Source organism: Massilia sp. Soil_C_3 (assembly GCF_057657035.1).
In genome coordinates this window covers 53,953-68,589 of the sequence record NZ_JBDGJG010000013.1, presented here as the reverse complement: position 1 = coordinate 68,589, position 14,637 = coordinate 53,953, and the positions used below count along the sequence as shown (strand labels likewise).

Here is a 14,637-nt window from a genome sequence, read left to right as displayed (position 1 = left end):
GTTACTGGAAAGAGAAAATGGAAAAAGAGAACGTACGAATCGACAAATGGCTGTGGGCGGCGCGCTTCTTCAAGACCCGCTCGCTGGCCCAGGACGCGGTGGAGCGCGGCCGGGTGCGCATTGGCGGGGAGCCGGTCAAGCCGGCGCGCGCCGTCAAGATGAATGACAAGATCCTGATCGACAACGGTTCCGATCGCTGGGAAGTGATCGTGGCCGCAATCTCTGGCGCGCGCGGCCCGGCGCCGGTGGCGCGCACCCTGTATTTCGAGACCGACGAGAGCATCGCGCGGCGCGAGAACGACAAGGCGGCGCGCCGCCTGTACCCCGAGCCGAGCATGGAGATCAAGGGCCGGCCGACCAAGCGCGACCGGCGCGCGATGGAGCGCGTCGGCGAGGAGTGACGACGGCGCAATGCCCCCCCGTCAACGGGATATCCCGATCTGCCAAAATGCTGTACCTTTATGGCTGAAACAACAAACTTCCATTCGTCACCTGCGGTAGCGGATGGAAGCGCCTCACTGTGCTATCTCCCGGCACCGATCGTTGTCTTGCATCAATAGAACGCCACCTCTAAGTTCCCGTTTGACATTCCTCGGCTGATAGATAATAGTACGAGCGTTCGGATTTTTTTCGATTCAGGGGCAGCCATCAGTACTTCAGCAAAATTCATGCGCAAGGGCGAACAGACGCGAGCCGCAATTCTCGACGTCGCGCTCGAGCTCGCCAGCCGCAATGGCCTCGAAGGCTTGACCATCGGCCTGTTGGCCGACCGGATGAGCATGAGCAAATCGGGTGTATTCGCCCACTTCGGCTCACGCGAAGACCTGCAGCTCGAGGTGGTCAAGCTCTATCACCACCGTTTCGAGCAAGAGGTCTTTTTCCCGAGCATCACCGAAGCGCGCGGCCTGCCGCGCCTGGTGGCGATGTACACGCGCTGGGTCAAGCGCGTCTCGGTCGAGATCGCATCGGGCTGCATCTATATCAGCGGCGCGGTCGAATACGACGACCGCGAGGGCCCGATCCGCGAGCAGCTGGTGTCGATGGTGCGCGCCTGGCAGGAAGCGCTGCTGCGCAGCGTGCAGCAGGCGGTCGAGATCGGCCATCTGCGCCGCGACCTGGACCCCGAGCAGCTGGTATTCGAGATGCACGGCCTGATCCTGGCCCTGCACCACGATGCGCGCTTCCTGCGCAACCCGGGCGCGGTCGAACGCGCGCGGGCCGCCTTCGAGCGCCTGGTCGAGAATTACCGCAATCCCCAACTACCGCAAGACCATCAGGCGGCTTGAAGCCGCCTGCCACGTCCAACATCTTTACCCTTGTTCAGGAGATAACCATGGGTCAGTACGTCGCGCCAATCCGGGATATGCAGTTCGTTCTGCATGAATTCCTCAACGTCACCGAAGAATTCAAGAGTCTGCCGAAGTACTCGGAGATCGATGCCGACATCATCAACCAGGTGCTCGAAGAAGGCGCGAAGTTCACGCAAGAGGTGCTGTTCCCGCTGAACCACTCGGGCGACCGCGAAGGCTGCCATTTCAACGCCGCAGATAAAACCGTCACGACCCCGAAGGGCTTCAAGGAAGCGTATAAACAGTACGTCGAAGGCGGCTGGGCGGCGCTGGCGTGCGATCCTGAATACGGCGGCCAGGGCCTGCCGATCACCCTGAACAACTCGTTCTACGAGATGCTCAATTCGTCGAACCAGGCCTGGTCGATGTATCCCGGCCTGTCGCACGGCGCCTACGAGTGCCTGCTGGAGCACGGCACCGACGACCAGAAACGCCTGTACCTGCCAAAACTGGTCTCGGGCGAGTGGACCGGCACCATGTGCCTGACCGAAGCGCACTGCGGCACCGACCTGGGCCTCTTGCGTTCGAAAGCCGAGCCGCAGGCGGATGGCACCTACCTGATCACCGGCTCCAAGATCTTCATCTCGGCCGGCGAACACGACATCTCCGAGAACATCATCCACCTGGTGCTGGCGCGCCTGCCGGACGCCCCGGAAGGCTCGAAAGGCATCTCGCTGTTCCTGGTGCCGAAGTTCCTGCCACAAGAAGACGGCTCGCTGGGCGAACGCAATGGCATCGCCTGCGGCGCCATCGAAGAAAAAATGGGCATCCACGGCAACTCGACCTGCCAGATGAACCTGGACAGCGCGCGCGGCACCCTGATCGGCCAGCCGCACAAGGGCCTGCAGGCGATGTTCGTGTTCATGAACGCGGCCCGCCTGGGCGTGGGCATGCAGTCGCTGGGCCTGACCGAAGTCGCCTACCAGAACGCGCTGGCTTATGCCAAGGACCGCATCCAGATGCGCAGCCTGTCGGGCCCGAAGGCGCCGGATAAACCAGCCGACCCGATCATTGTGCACCCGGACGTGCGCCGCATGCTGCTCACGGCGAAAGCCTATGCCGAAGGCGCGCGCGCTTTCTCGTCGTACGTCGCGCTGCAGATCGACCGTGAGCTGAACCACACCGACGAAGACGTGCGCAAGGAAGCGGCCGACGAAGTGGCCCTGCTGACCCCGATCATCAAGGCATTCATCACCGACAACGGCTGGATCGCGACCTCGGAAGCGATGCAGGTGTACGGCGGCCACGGCTACATCGCCGAATGGGGCATGGAGCAGTACGTGCGCGACGCCCGCATCAATATGATCTACGAAGGCACCAACACCATCCAGTCGCTGGATCTGTTGGGCCGCAAGATCCTGATGGACAACGGTGCCAAACTGCGCAAGTTCGGCGAGAAGATCAAGACGTTCGTGGAAGACAACGGCCTGGACGAGCAACTGTCCGAGTTCGTGACGCCACTGGGCGAGCTGGGTGACAAGGTCACCAAGCTGACGATGGAAATCGGCATGAAGGCCTTCCAGAACCCGGACGAAGTGGGCGCCGCCGCCGTGCCTTACCTGCGCGTGGCCGGACACCTGGTGTACAGCTACCTGTTCGCGCAACAGGCCAAGATCGCCCTGGCCAAGCTCGATTCGGGCGACAAGTTCTACGAAGCCAAGCTGGCGACGATCCGCTTCTACTTCGCCCGCCTGTATCCGGAAACCGCGATGCTGATTCGTCAGGCACGTTCGGGCGCCGCGAATCTGACGGCGCTGGATGCTGAGCTGTTCTAACCACTACACGTCGCACCGTCGTTCCCGCGCAGGCGGGAACCTAAGTTTGCTAGCGCTGCCACAGAACTAAGAACTTGGGTTCCCGCCTCCGCGGGAACGACGAGCCAACCAAGGAATAAGGAATACACATGTCCAATTTCATCGTCAAGAAAGTCGCCGTGCTGGGCGCCGGCGTGATGGGTGCGCAGATCGCTGCGCACTGCGTGAACGCCAAGGTGCCGGTCGTGCTGTTCGACCTGCCGGCCAAGGAGGGTGCTAAAAATGGCATCGTCCTGCGCGCCATCGAGAATCTGAAAAAACTGTCGCCGGCCCCGCTGGGCAACAAGGACGACGCGGCCCTGATCGAAGTGGCCAACTACGAGGACAACCTCGACGTGCTGGCCGGCTGCGACCTGATCATCGAAGCCATCGCCGAGCGCATGGACTGGAAACACGACCTGTACGCCAAGGTCGCGCCGCACATCGCGCCGCATGCGATCTTCGCCTCGAACACCTCGGGCCTGTCGATCAACAAGCTGGCCGAAGGCTTCGACAGCGAACTGAAGGCGCGCTTCTGCGGCGTGCACTTCTTCAACCCGCCGCGTTATATGCACTTGGTGGAACTGATCCCGACGACCGGCACCCGCCCTGAAATCCTGGACCAGCTCGAAACCTTCCTGACCTCGACCCTGGGCAAGGGCGTCGTGCGCGCGAAAGACACGCCGAACTTCATCGCCAACCGCGTCGGCATCTTCGGCATGCTGGCCACCATCGTCGAAGCCGAGAAGTTCGGCCTGTCGGTGGACGTGGTCGATGACCTGACCGGCGCCAAGCTCGGTCGCGCCAAGTCGGGCACCTTCCGCACCGCGGACGTGGTCGGCCTGGACACCATGGGCCATGTGATCAAGACCATGCAAGATAATTTGAAGGACGATCCGTTCTTCAATGTCTACAAGACGCCGGACATCCTGGCCAAGCTGATCGAGAAGGGCGCGCTGGGCCAGAAGACCGGCGCCGGCTTCTACAAGAAGGTCGGCAAGGAGATCCAGCGCCTGGACTTCGCCACCGGTGAATACGTCGCCGGCGGCGCGAAAGCCGCCGACATCGTCGGCCGGATCCTGAAAGAAAAAGACCCGGTCAAGAAGTTCAAGGCCATGCGCGATTCGACCAATCCGCAGGCGCAATTCCTGTGGGCGATCTTCCGCGACGCCTTCCACTACATCGCCTTCCACCTCGATACCATCGCCGACAATGCGCGCGACATCGACTTCGCGATGCGCTGGGGCTTCGGCTGGAGCGTCGGTCCGTTCGAGACCTGGCAAGCCGCCGGCTGGACCCAGATCGCGCAGTGGGTGAAGGAAGACATCGAAGCGGGCAAGGCCCTCTCCGATGCGCCGCTGCCGGCCTGGGTGTTCGAAGGCACCGTGGCAGAGAAGGGCGTGCACACTCCTGAAGGTTCGTACTCGGCCACCAGGAACGCCTACGTGCCGCTGTCGGACCTGCCGGTCTACAAGCGCCAGCAGTTCCGCGCGCCGGTGGTCGGCTCGACCACGCTGGACGCAAAAACTGCCGGCACCACCGTGTTCGAAGACGACTCGGTGCGCCTGTGGCACTCGGACGACGAGATCCTGGTCATCTCGCTCAAGACCAAGATGCACGTCATCGGCGATGGCGTCATCAAGGGCATCCAGCGCGCGCTGAAGGAAGCCGAGCAAGGCTTCAAGGGCATCGTGATCTGGAATACCGACGCGGCCGAAGGCGGCGCGTTCTCGGCCGGCGCCGACCTGCAATCGGCCCTGCCGGCCTTCATGGCCGGCGGCGCGAAGGCGATGGAGCCGATCGTGCGCGAGCTGCAGGACACCTTCATGGCGATGAAGTATTCGAACATCCCGGTCGTCGCGGCCGTGGCCGGCCTGGCGCTGGGCGGCGGCTGCGAGCTGGCGCTGCATGCGTCCAAGCGCGTGGCCTCGATCGAGTCGTATATCGGCCTGGTCGAAGTGGGCGTGGGCCTGGTGCCGGCCGGCGGCGGCCTGAAGGAAGCGGCGCTGCGTGCGGCCAATGAAGCCAAGGGCAACGACATCCTGCAATTCCTGAAGAACGGCTTCATGAACGCGGCCACCGCGCAAGTGTCGAAGTCGGCGCTGGAAGCCAAGGCCATGGGTTACCTGAAGGAAGACGACGTCATCGTCTTCAACGCGTATGAACTGCTGCACGTGGCGAAGACCACCGCGCGCGCCATGTCCGACGCCGGTTACCGCGCCCCGGCGCGCCGCACCTTCCCGGTCACCGGCCGTTACGGCTGGGGCACCATCCGCGGCCAGATGGTCAATATGCGCGACGGCGGCTTCATCTCGGCCTATGACTACCACCTGGGCGACACCATCGCCGAAATCGTCACCGGTGGCGACATCGACCAGGGCAGCGTGGTGAGCGAACAGTGGATCCTCGACCTGGAACGCCGTGCCTTCGTGGCCCTGCTGAACAATCCGAAGACCCAGGAACGCATCATGGGCATGATGCAGACCGGTAAGCCAGTCCGCAACTAAGCGCCGACAGAACAGGACACTGACATGAGCAAACAACTTCAAGACGCATACATCGTCGCAGCGACCCGTACCCCGATCGGCAAGGCGCCGCGCGGCATGTTCAACAAGACCCGCCCGGACGACCTGCTGGTGCACGCCATCCGCGGCGCCATGGCCGCCGTGCCGAACCTGGACCCGGCCCTGATCGTCGACGCCATCATCGGCTGCTCGTTCCCGGAAGCCGAGCAGGGCTTCAACGTGGCGCGTAACGCCGTCGTGCTGGCCGGGCTGCCGAATACCGTGGGCGGCGTCACCGTCAACCGCTACTGCGCCTCGGGCATCACCGCCCTGGCGATGGCGGCCGACCGCATCCGCGTGGGCGAAGCCGACGTAATGATCGCCGGCGGCGTCGAATCGATGTCGATGGTGCCGATGATGGGCCACCATCCCTCCATTAACATGGAGACGTTCAGGGACGAGAACGTGGGCCTGGCCTACGGCATGGGCCTGACCGCCGAGAACGTGGCCAACCAGTGGAAGATCTCGCGCGAAGACCAGGACGCCTTCGGCCTGGAATCGCACCGCCGCGCCATCGCCGCCCAGCAGGCCGGCTACTTCAAGGACGAGATCACCCCGGTCGAGATCATCACCCGCACGCCGAACCTGGCGACCGGCGAGATCAGCGTCAAGAAACGCCTGGTCGACAGCGACGAAGGCCCGCGCGCCGACGCCAGCCCGGAAGGCATGGCCAAGCTCAAGCCCGTGTTCGCGGCCAAGGGTTCGGTCACCGCCGCGACCTCGTCGCAGATGTCGGACGGCGCCGGTGCGCTGATCGTCGTCAGCGAAAAGATCCTGAAGGAGCACAACCTGACCCCGCTGGCCAAGTTCTCCTCGTTCGCCGTGCGCGGCGTGCCGCCGGAAATCATGGGCATCGGCCCGAAGGTGGCGATCCCCGCCGCGCTGGCCGCCGCCGGCATCACGCAAGACCAGCTGGACTGGATCGAGCTGAACGAAGCCTTCGCCGCCCAGGCGCTGGCCGTGATCCGCGACCTGGGCCTGGACACCAGCAAGGTCAACCCGATGGGCGGCGCGATCGCCCTGGGCCACCCGCTGGGCGCCACCGGCGCGATCCGCGCTGCGACCGTCGTGCATGCACTGCGCCGTAACAACCTGAAGTACGGCATGGTGACGATGTGCGTCGGCGCCGGCATGGGCGCCGCGGGCATCATCGAGCGCGTCTAAAGACATGGCGGCGCGTGGCAGCGCCGCCGCATTTCAAGCGTGGGCGGGAAATCCAAGCACCGTACGTCAATGCCGCGAGCGTGACGTGGGGTGGGCGGGTCTCCCGCCCACGCGTCCAATCGGCCCATGAACAATTCTGGAGACAACACCATGAGCATCCGCCTCACCAAAGCCGACGGCATCCTCACCATCGAATTCAACCGCGTCGAACGCAAGAACGCGATCACCGGCGCGATGTACCAGGCCATGGCCGACGCGCTGCGCGAGGCCGAACAGGACGCCGCGGTGCGCGCCATCCTGATCACCGGCCAACCCGAGATCTTCACCGCCGGGAACGACCTCGACGACTTCCTGAACAACGTCGGCGAAGGCGCGATGACGGCCGAGCGTCCCGTATTCCAGTTCATGACGGCGCTCGAAGGCGCGACGAAACCAGTGGTGGCGGCCGTGGCCGGCGCGGCGGTCGGCATCGGCACCACGCTCTTGATGCACTGCGACCTGGTCTACGCCGCAGACAACGCCAGGTTTTCGATGCCGTTCACCCAGCTCGGCCTGTGCCCGGAGTTCGCCTCGTCGCTGCTGGTGGCCCAATCGGCGGGCTATACCCGCGCCGCCGAGAAGCTGCTGCTGGGCGAGCCGTTCGTGGCCCAGGAAGCGCTGGAGATGGGCATCGTGGCCCGTGTGCTGCCGGATGCCGAACTGCTGTTCTTCGCGCAAGGCCAGGCCGCCAAGCTGGCCAAGCTGCCGCCCGCATCGATCCGCACCACCAAGGCGCTGATGAAGCGCGCGCGCGGCACGCTGGTGAAAGAGACGATCGCGGCCGAGAACGAGCGTTTCAGCGCCATGCTGACCGGCGCCGAAGCGAAGGAGGCGTTCACCGCCTTCTTCGAGAAGCGCAAGCCCGATTTCAGCAAGTTCGATTGATCTGTCTTGAAGAGGGGCCGACTGCGTGATGGTGAAAGCTTCGTCGACGTGTTCGAGCAAGGTGCTTGATTCAAACAGGCAAAGATGAGCCATGGGTAACACTACAGCGCTGCGCAGGGAATTGAAGAAGCGTTTCTATCCGTTCGCTGCCGATCAAAATTTTGAGATCGATAGGACTTCCAGCCCTTTCAGCATCGACTTCCGTCGCATCACTGCTGAAGGTGTCGATGTATTCGACATTCAATGGGAGAAGTCCGGTAGCCCACGCTTCGTCGTAAATTTCGGGCATTGCCCATCAGGTGGTGTGATTCATTTTGGCGAGCAGATAGCGCCCGAAAAGGTATTGTCGTACATGGGGTCATCGTCCGGCCGCTTGCAACCAGGGAAAGGTTCTACGACAAGATCCTGGTTCTGTCAGGACCGTTCATTTTTTCATCGCGTCGTGCTTCGACAAACGCCCCGTCCGGCTGCTGCTGTCGTGGATGAACTGTTGTCGCTCTTTCCGGAGTTGCTGGAGTGGTTCATCCACCGGCGCCTGGGTCCGCACATGGTCATGGCCAACAATTCATGGCGAAAGCGGTCTGCCGCCATGGGTTAGCAATCGCCGCATGCGATGCCTCAAGCAGTATTTCCTTAAGTTTTGTTCGGGCCTTCCGATATTGTCGATATGATCAACGAATAGGGAAGCGGACATGAGCCTGAGCATCTCCAGCGTCGGCCCGCAGGGAGCGACCCTCCCTGCGGCCAGGGTAAAACCCACAGCTGCCGAAGCACGACAAGAGACGGACACCCCGGCCCAGGACAAAGTGACCCTGAGCGGACGACAGGCCGAGCCGCTGACCTATGGCAGCAAAGGCGGCAAGGTGACCCAGTCTGAGCTTGCCGGCATGATCGAGGAATCCGACCGCAAGGCCCAGCAAGTCATGGACCTGATCCGCCCACTGGTCGAGCAGCAGGGTCTCAACTTCGCCAAGGTGGTGAGCGGAGAGCAGCAACTGCAGGCGGATCCCGAAACCATCGAAGCGGCCAGGGCGGCCATCGCGGATGGCGGCGAATTGAGCGTGGAGAAGACTTCCGAGCGCATCCTGGGTTTTGCCAAGGCAATGATCGGCGCCGATCCATCCAAAATGGACGCCATTCGCGCTGCAGTCGAAAAAGGCTTCCAGCAAGCGCAGGACATGCTGGGGGGCAGCTTGCCCGAAATCAGCCAGAAAACCCTGGCTGCGGTGCAGGCCGGCTTCGATCAATGGCAGAAGGACGGCATCCCGGCGGACTAAGACGCCTCACGCGGTGGCTTGAGGCTCTTGCTGTAAAAACCCGACGGGTCGAAACAACAGACCCGCTTCTTGCCGGCCGCCAGCATGTCGCCGGCGTCGGCGACCCGGCTGGCACGGGTCTTGGCCTGCCTGGCCGATTCGATCCAGTGGACCCAGTCGATGCGGGCGATGGTGGTGGTGGCGTGCCAGGTCGCCCTGGCTGGCGGCGATGTGTCGAGTACCTCGTCCAACTCGGGCGGGACCAGTGGTTCCTGCTCGCTCGGTGCTGGGGCAACGTCGAACGTGACGGTATCCCCGATCGCCACACCTGCCTCGGTCATCAGCGTGGCCGGCACCTTGAACCAGTGACTCAATTGGCCGTCGGGCTCCAGCGTGGCCTGGAATGGGTGGCCGTTGAGTGTGCCTTGCATGCTTGTCCTGCCGCGCCGCGGGAATACCTCGCTGACCGGTTTCGGCAGGACGACGAAGGCCCAGCGATCGTTTTCCTGTACCTCGGCGGGGCGGCATAGCGCAGCTTCGAAGCTTGACTCGGCAATAGCAGCTTTCATTCCTGCCCCTCGTTGGCTCGACGATCAGTGGAGTGTAGAAAGCAAATTCAGTCGCTGTCAACGCATCGCCTGCTGACCAGCCAAGAACTCATACCTTGACTGTATCAATTAACGGACTATACTGGCTTGAGGTGCGTTAGTGGAGGTGATTGTGCGCTACAAGGATTTTCCAAAGCACGATTTCAGAAGGTGTTTGCTGGTACTCGTCACGCTGGAGAAACTCGGCGCACGCGCCACATTGCATTACACCGCACAAGCACTGGAATGCACACGCGCCGAGGTATTGCGCGCTATCGAGCTCGCGCAGCAACAGTTTTTTGTTGGGATCGACAAGAACGGTCCGGTCTATCGAATCACATCGTGGGGTGTGCTCGACCGGGGCGGTGTCGCCATGGCGCTTCGCCAGGTACCCGTGGACGATCGCCTTTCGCAGATTGTTGGGAAAGAGAGCATCGTATGGAACAGGGAAACTGAAGCCGATCTGGTCAATTCGCTTGCCGATGCAGTGGCAATGCGCAGATTGCCGAAATCGGGGCGGGAGGCCGACGTCTACCGATTGTCGGCACAGTTACTCAAGACAAGACACCGGGTAGCCGCTGATTTTCTCGACTCCGCGGCACGTCAGTTTCACTACCAGGCGCACACCGTGCCACGGCCGTTTCCTGATGTAGTCAAGGATGGCCTGGTCCGCGATATGCCTCGTTTGCGCAGTCTTCTCGAGAAGCGCATGGATGGCGTGCGGTCATGGTGAAACCAATCGAGTTTGCAACCCACACCGATCTGGCGAACGGACTGCGATCGCTGATCGTCGAACTTGAACAACGATTGAATTTGCGTGAGCCGCTGACGATGCTCATTGCCGGCGGAATGGCGATTCATTTGTACACGGCCGCGCGGACTACCACGGACGTCGACGCCGAGTTTTCAAAGCGAATCCTGTTGCCTGTCGACCTGGTTGTCGAGACGAAGGAGGGCAATATGCTGTACCTGGATGCCAGCTACAACAGTACTTTCGCATTAATGCATGAGGACTACCAGCAAGATGCCGTGCCGGTGCCGATTGGGACGGACATGATGAGAGTCTATGTGCTGAGTCCTCTCGACCTCATTGTCAGCAAGATCGCCAGATTGTCCGACCCGGATAAAGAAGACATCCAGAATATGATTCGTCGTTTTCATATCTCTGCTCAAGAGATCGAGAAACGTGCAGAGGAAGCGCTCGGAGGATATATCGGTAATACGGATTACTTGCGCATGAATCTGCGCGAGGTTGTGGCGATGGCCCGGCGGGACGGTTCGACAGGTCGTAGCCTGACAGACGCCTGAGTATCCGAGTCAAGCGATTCCCTGGGACGCGAACGACGACATTGCGCTGGCGATCGCGTCGAACGTCACGCGGCAGCCGGTATTCTGGCGCAGGTCCTCGTGCATCGTCACCCAGGTCTCGAGCGCTATCGACAATTCGCCGGGCAGGATGCGCACCAGGCGCGGCTCGCCTCGCGCCAGCGCGACCTGGCAGATGCCGATGCCGGCATCGGCGCGGATCAGGGCCAGTTGCGCCAGGTCGTTGTCGGTGCGTAGCGCGAGATTGGCATGCTGGAACTGTGGCCAATGCCGCAGCGCTTCGCGGATGAACGGCGTGCCGCAGTCGTAGCCGATCAACGTATGGCTGGCCAGGTCGGCGAGGCTGGCAGGTCCACCGCAGCGCGCCAGGTAGCCGCTGCCTGCATGCAGGCCCCACTCGATGATGCCGGTACGACGCGCGATGAGCTGCTCTTGCCTGGGGCGCGAGACGCGCACGGCGATATCGGCCTCGCGATGCAGCAGATTCTGTACCTGGTTGACCACGACCAGTTCGATCTTCAATTCGGGATAACGTTCGCGTAATGTCGCGATAACGGCCGGCATCACCTCGACACCGATCACCTCGCTCACGCTGACCCTGACGGTGCCCCGCACGCCGTGACCGAAACCGCTGGCCGTCCGCTCCAGCGTGGCGGCCATGCTCTCCATTGCGTAGGCGTGCGCCTGCAGTGCGAGCGCGGCTTTGGTCGGCAGAAAACCGGTCGGCGACCGCGTGAACAGCACCAGTCCCAGCGCGTCTTCGAGCGCCGCGACATGACGCCCGACCGTCGGCTTGGCCATGCTCAGCACGCGGGCAGCGCCTGACGGCGACCCTTCGCGCAGGACGTGGGAGCGGAACTCTAGTCACAATTCTGGTGTCTGAATCTACTTAAGCGTACATGAGAGAACACCATGGAAATGCTGAAGACCGGAGCGGCGGCGCGCCGGCTTGGTGTGACACCCAAGACGTTGCAACGCTGGGATCGTTGTGGCACGTTCTCTCCCTTAGCGCGTAGCCCAACTGGCCTACGCCTCTACAGCGAAACGCAGATTGCTGAGCGGATCGGATTGCAGTCACGCCCGGCTCCGTACCGGATCATCGCGTACTGTAGGGTGTCCAGCGCTGCGCAAAAGCCTGATTTGCGCAATCAGCGCCGGGTTCTTGAAGAATTTTGCACAGCCCGTGGGTTGGCAAATGTCGAGTTCATCGAAGAGATCGGCGGCGGGCTCAATTTCAAGCGCCCGCGTTTGCTCGACCTGACCGACGCGATCGGGCGAGGCGAGGTCCGCACCCTGCTGCTGGCGCACCGGGATCGCTTGACGCGCTTCGGGTACGATTGGTTCGAACACATCGCGCACGAACATGGCTGCGAGCTGCTTGTACTGAACCAGGAGCGCATGTCCCCTGAACAGGAAATGGTGCAAGACATGATGACCATCGTGCATTGCTTCTCAAGTCGTTTAGATGGACTGCGCAACTATCGCCGCCAGTTGGATGTTGCATTGAATAAGGACGCGCGCAATGCTGCTGTCACATCGCATCCGGCTTGAAGCCACGCCTGAGCAACGCGACTATTTCGCGCGAGCGGCGGGGACGGCGCGCAAGGTCTGGAACTGGGCGGTGGCCGAGTGGCAGCGGCAAATCGCGCTGGGCCAGCGGCCAGATGCCATGAAACTGAAAAAGCAGTTCAATGGGATCAAGTATGCCCATCCAGACTGGCTCGATGCCGAAGGCAGACCGTGGCTGCGAACAATCCACCGCGATGCGCATGCACAGCCTTTCGCGTACCTGGAGCGGGCTTGGCGCCGGTACTACGAACAACGGCAATTCGGCAAGAAAGCCTATCCACCGACTTTCAAAAAGAAAGGCCGCTGCCGCGACTCGTTTTATATTGCCAACGATAAGATTCATTTTGAGGGCGAGTGCGCCGTCCTGCCAAGGATTGGAGAGATTTTGCTCGCCGAGCTCCTGCGGTTCCCCGGCAAGATCATGGGCGCCTGCGTATCGCGCGAAGCCGACCATTGGTATCTGGCCGTGCAGGTCAAGCTGCCGGAGCAGCTGGCCCGCCTGCAGCGCCAGGGCGATGGTGTGGTCGGGGTCGATCTTGGCGTGAGCGCTGCGGCCGTTCTGTCCAATGGCGAGAAGATCGCGGCCCCACGGCCACTACGTGCAAGCCAGCGGCGCCTGCGCATCCGTTCGCGGCGCCATGCACGCAAGCTGAAAGCCGCGAAGGCCAGTGCAGGGATCACGGGCGCGATCCCGAAAGGTGTGCGCTTGCCGGTTTCACGCAACCGAAAAAGGATGCGCGTGCACTGGCGCGCCTGCATGCGCGCATCACTCATGTACGCACCGACTTCATCCATAAGCTCACGACTCGACTGTGCCGCGAAAACCAAGCGATAGCGATCGAGGACTTGAACGTGAGCGGCATGCTGGCCAACCATCGGCTGGCGCGGGCGATCGCTGACATTGGATTTTACGAGATCCGACGTCAGCTCCAGTACAAGTCGCAACGTTACGACACGATCCTGGTGCTGGCCGATCGCTGGTATCCGTCCAGTAAACTGTGTTCGACATGCAGCGTGCATTACACCGGGTTGAAACTCGGTGAGCGTCACTGGACTTGCGCCTGCGGAGGCCGTCACGACCGTGATGTGAACGCCGCAATCAATCTACAACGGCTCGCCACCGGCGCCCTCGTGGCGCGAACGGCGCTACCCGAGGCGAGTCGTACGGCAACGTATGGCACTGCTGCTGGAGCGGTTCCGGCGGCAGGCGGGAAAGTCACGCCTGTCAGGTACGAGCACGGTCAACAGGACGGCTCGGGGCAGGAAGAGAACGGTGTGCACGTGTGCGCACCTTTTCGATAGCAGGCAACGATGGATACGAAAAACGCTCCCGCCGTGCTGGAGGCTTGCTCTGCTCGATCATCGTTCTGTCGCTGCCAACCGGGGTGGGCGTGGCGTTCATCGCGCTGACATCGGCGCTGTTCTGACGCCTGGCGGCGCTGCGCGGCGCTGCACCAAAACCACGTCAGCGCGCCTGCGTGACGTGCGCCTCGCGCAGCGGCCTCCAGCCCAGCCGCGCCTGGATGGCGCGCCGGTTGCAGGTGTCGATATGGGCCGGCGTGCGGCGGATATAGTCTTCGGCGGCCGCGCGCTGTTCGCCGCTGCGGCTGTCCAGCCATCGAACGGCTTCGTCGGCCGTCGGCACGCGGCCATTCTCGCCGTCGAACTTGGGCGGCACGGCGGTCCAGACCGCGGCGTCGATGCGCCTGGCGCGCAGCCATGCTGCAATGCGCGGATCTTCGCGCGCGCCGTCGCGGGCAGGGATGCTGCCGATCCATTCGGGCCGCTCCGGCGCAATCTTCTCGCGTGCGCTCACCATGGCGCGGGCTTCGTCCAGATCGCCGGTGGCGACATAGGCCCAGTAGGTCGGCGCCAGGCGCGCGCTTTCGCACAGCACCAGCGCCAGCTCGGGACTGTCGTCGCTCTGGCGCGCGAATTCGAGGGGAAGCGGCGGACCGCCGGGATGCCAGCCTGAAGCCAGCTTCAAACCCTGGGGCTTCCACAGCAGCGAGCCCCAGGCGATACAGACGATGTTCATGAATGGATAGCCTGGCAATCAAAACCCCAGTCTAGCCCGTCATGCGAAAGCGGCGAGCACGGCTATG

16 protein-coding genes are annotated in these 14,637 nt (G+C 62.6%); 13 read left to right on the top strand and 3 right to left on the bottom strand.

The window, feature by feature from the left end; translation table 11 throughout:
• The first annotated feature begins 17 nt into the window (after positions 1–17).
• From AC3A6F_RS23355 to AC3A6F_RS23320, 8 genes are all read left to right on the top strand, one after another.
• Positions 18–401: an RNA-binding S4 domain-containing protein gene (locus AC3A6F_RS23355; RefSeq protein WP_487685691.1), complete on the top strand. Its 384-nt coding sequence runs from the start codon at positions 18–20 to the stop codon at positions 399–401.
• Between the two features lie 267 nt (positions 402–668).
• On the top strand, positions 669–1,286 hold the full coding sequence (locus AC3A6F_RS23350; protein ID WP_320475208.1) for a TetR/AcrR family transcriptional regulator: 618 nt from the start codon (positions 669–671) through the stop codon (positions 1,284–1,286).
• Between the two features lie 47 nt (positions 1,287–1,333).
• A complete protein-coding gene (locus tag AC3A6F_RS23345; protein ID WP_147936671.1) occupies positions 1,334–3,124 on the top strand; it encodes an acyl-CoA dehydrogenase C-terminal domain-containing protein in 1,791 nt (596 codons plus the stop codon).
• Positions 3,125–3,252: 128 nt separating this feature from the next.
• On the top strand, positions 3,253–5,649 hold the full coding sequence (locus AC3A6F_RS23340) for a 3-hydroxyacyl-CoA dehydrogenase/enoyl-CoA hydratase family protein (protein ID WP_487685687.1): 2,397 nt from the start codon (positions 3,253–3,255) through the stop codon (positions 5,647–5,649).
• Between the two features lie 24 nt (positions 5,650–5,673).
• Positions 5,674–6,870, top strand: a complete 1,197-nt coding sequence (locus AC3A6F_RS23335; protein WP_487685684.1) for an acetyl-CoA C-acyltransferase — start codon at positions 5,674–5,676, stop codon at positions 6,868–6,870.
• Positions 6,871–7,020: 150 nt separating this feature from the next.
• Positions 7,021–7,794 (top strand): enoyl-CoA hydratase, encoded by a 774-nt coding sequence (locus tag AC3A6F_RS23330; protein ID WP_487685681.1) that lies wholly within the window; start codon positions 7,021–7,023, stop codon positions 7,792–7,794.
• 91 nt (positions 7,795–7,885) lie between these two features.
• Entirely contained in the window at positions 7,886–8,392 is a 507-nt protein-coding gene (locus AC3A6F_RS23325; protein ID WP_487685678.1) for a hypothetical protein, read from the top strand.
• 94 nt (positions 8,393–8,486) lie between these two features.
• Positions 8,487–9,071, top strand: coding sequence for a hypothetical protein (locus AC3A6F_RS23320; protein ID WP_487685675.1), 585 nt, complete (start codon positions 8,487–8,489; stop codon positions 9,069–9,071).
• On the opposite strand, the gene AC3A6F_RS23315 is transcribed toward AC3A6F_RS23320, so the two are convergent.
• Positions 9,068–9,619 carry a DUF1905 domain-containing protein gene (locus AC3A6F_RS23315; RefSeq protein WP_487685672.1) on the bottom strand — a complete coding sequence of 184 codons (552 nt, stop codon included), beginning with the start codon at positions 9,617–9,619 and terminating at the stop codon, positions 9,068–9,070. The genes AC3A6F_RS23320 and AC3A6F_RS23315 overlap by 4 nt on opposite strands.
• 151 nt (positions 9,620–9,770) lie before the next feature.
• Here AC3A6F_RS23315 and AC3A6F_RS23310 point away from each other — a divergent pair, with 151 nt between their 5' ends.
• Positions 9,771–10,370, top strand: a complete 600-nt coding sequence (locus AC3A6F_RS23310) for a hypothetical protein (protein ID WP_487685670.1) — start codon at positions 9,771–9,773, stop codon at positions 10,368–10,370.
• On the top strand, positions 10,364–10,945 hold the full coding sequence (locus tag AC3A6F_RS23305) for a DUF6036 family nucleotidyltransferase (protein ID WP_487685667.1): 582 nt from the start codon (positions 10,364–10,366) through the stop codon (positions 10,943–10,945). Before AC3A6F_RS23310 ends, AC3A6F_RS23305 begins: the two co-directional genes overlap by 7 nt.
• Positions 10,946–10,954: 9 nt before the next feature.
• Here AC3A6F_RS23305 and AC3A6F_RS23300 read toward each other — a convergent pair whose 3' ends face one another.
• Positions 10,955–11,806 carry a LysR family transcriptional regulator gene (locus tag AC3A6F_RS23300; protein ID WP_487685870.1) on the bottom strand — a complete coding sequence of 284 codons (852 nt, stop codon included), beginning with the start codon at positions 11,804–11,806 and terminating at the stop codon, positions 10,955–10,957.
• Between the two features lie 69 nt (positions 11,807–11,875).
• On the opposite strand from AC3A6F_RS23300, the gene AC3A6F_RS23295 reads away from it, so the two are divergent.
• Genes AC3A6F_RS23295 through AC3A6F_RS23285 form a run of 3 tightly spaced genes read left to right on the top strand, consistent with a single transcriptional unit; the run spans position 11,876 to position 13,834 of the window.
• On the top strand, positions 11,876–12,514 hold the full coding sequence (locus tag AC3A6F_RS23295) for an IS607 family transposase (RefSeq protein ID WP_487685664.1): 639 nt from the start codon (positions 11,876–11,878) through the stop codon (positions 12,512–12,514).
• Positions 12,486–13,367 (top strand): RNA-guided endonuclease InsQ/TnpB family protein, encoded by an 882-nt coding sequence (locus AC3A6F_RS23290; protein WP_487685661.1) that lies wholly within the window; start codon positions 12,486–12,488, stop codon positions 13,365–13,367. Before AC3A6F_RS23295 ends, AC3A6F_RS23290 begins: the two co-directional genes overlap by 29 nt.
• Positions 13,277–13,834, top strand: a complete 558-nt coding sequence (locus tag AC3A6F_RS23285) for an RNA-guided endonuclease InsQ/TnpB family protein (protein WP_487685867.1) — start codon at positions 13,277–13,279, stop codon at positions 13,832–13,834. The genes AC3A6F_RS23290 and AC3A6F_RS23285 overlap by 91 nt, the downstream gene beginning before the upstream one ends.
• A 163-nt stretch (positions 13,835–13,997) precedes the next feature.
• Here the strand turns inward: AC3A6F_RS23285 and AC3A6F_RS23280 are convergent, their stop codons facing one another.
• Complete coding sequence (locus AC3A6F_RS23280) at positions 13,998–14,570, bottom strand: hypothetical protein (RefSeq protein ID WP_487685658.1); 573 nt, start codon at positions 14,568–14,570, stop codon at positions 13,998–14,000.
• Positions 14,571–14,637: the final 67 nt, after the last annotated feature.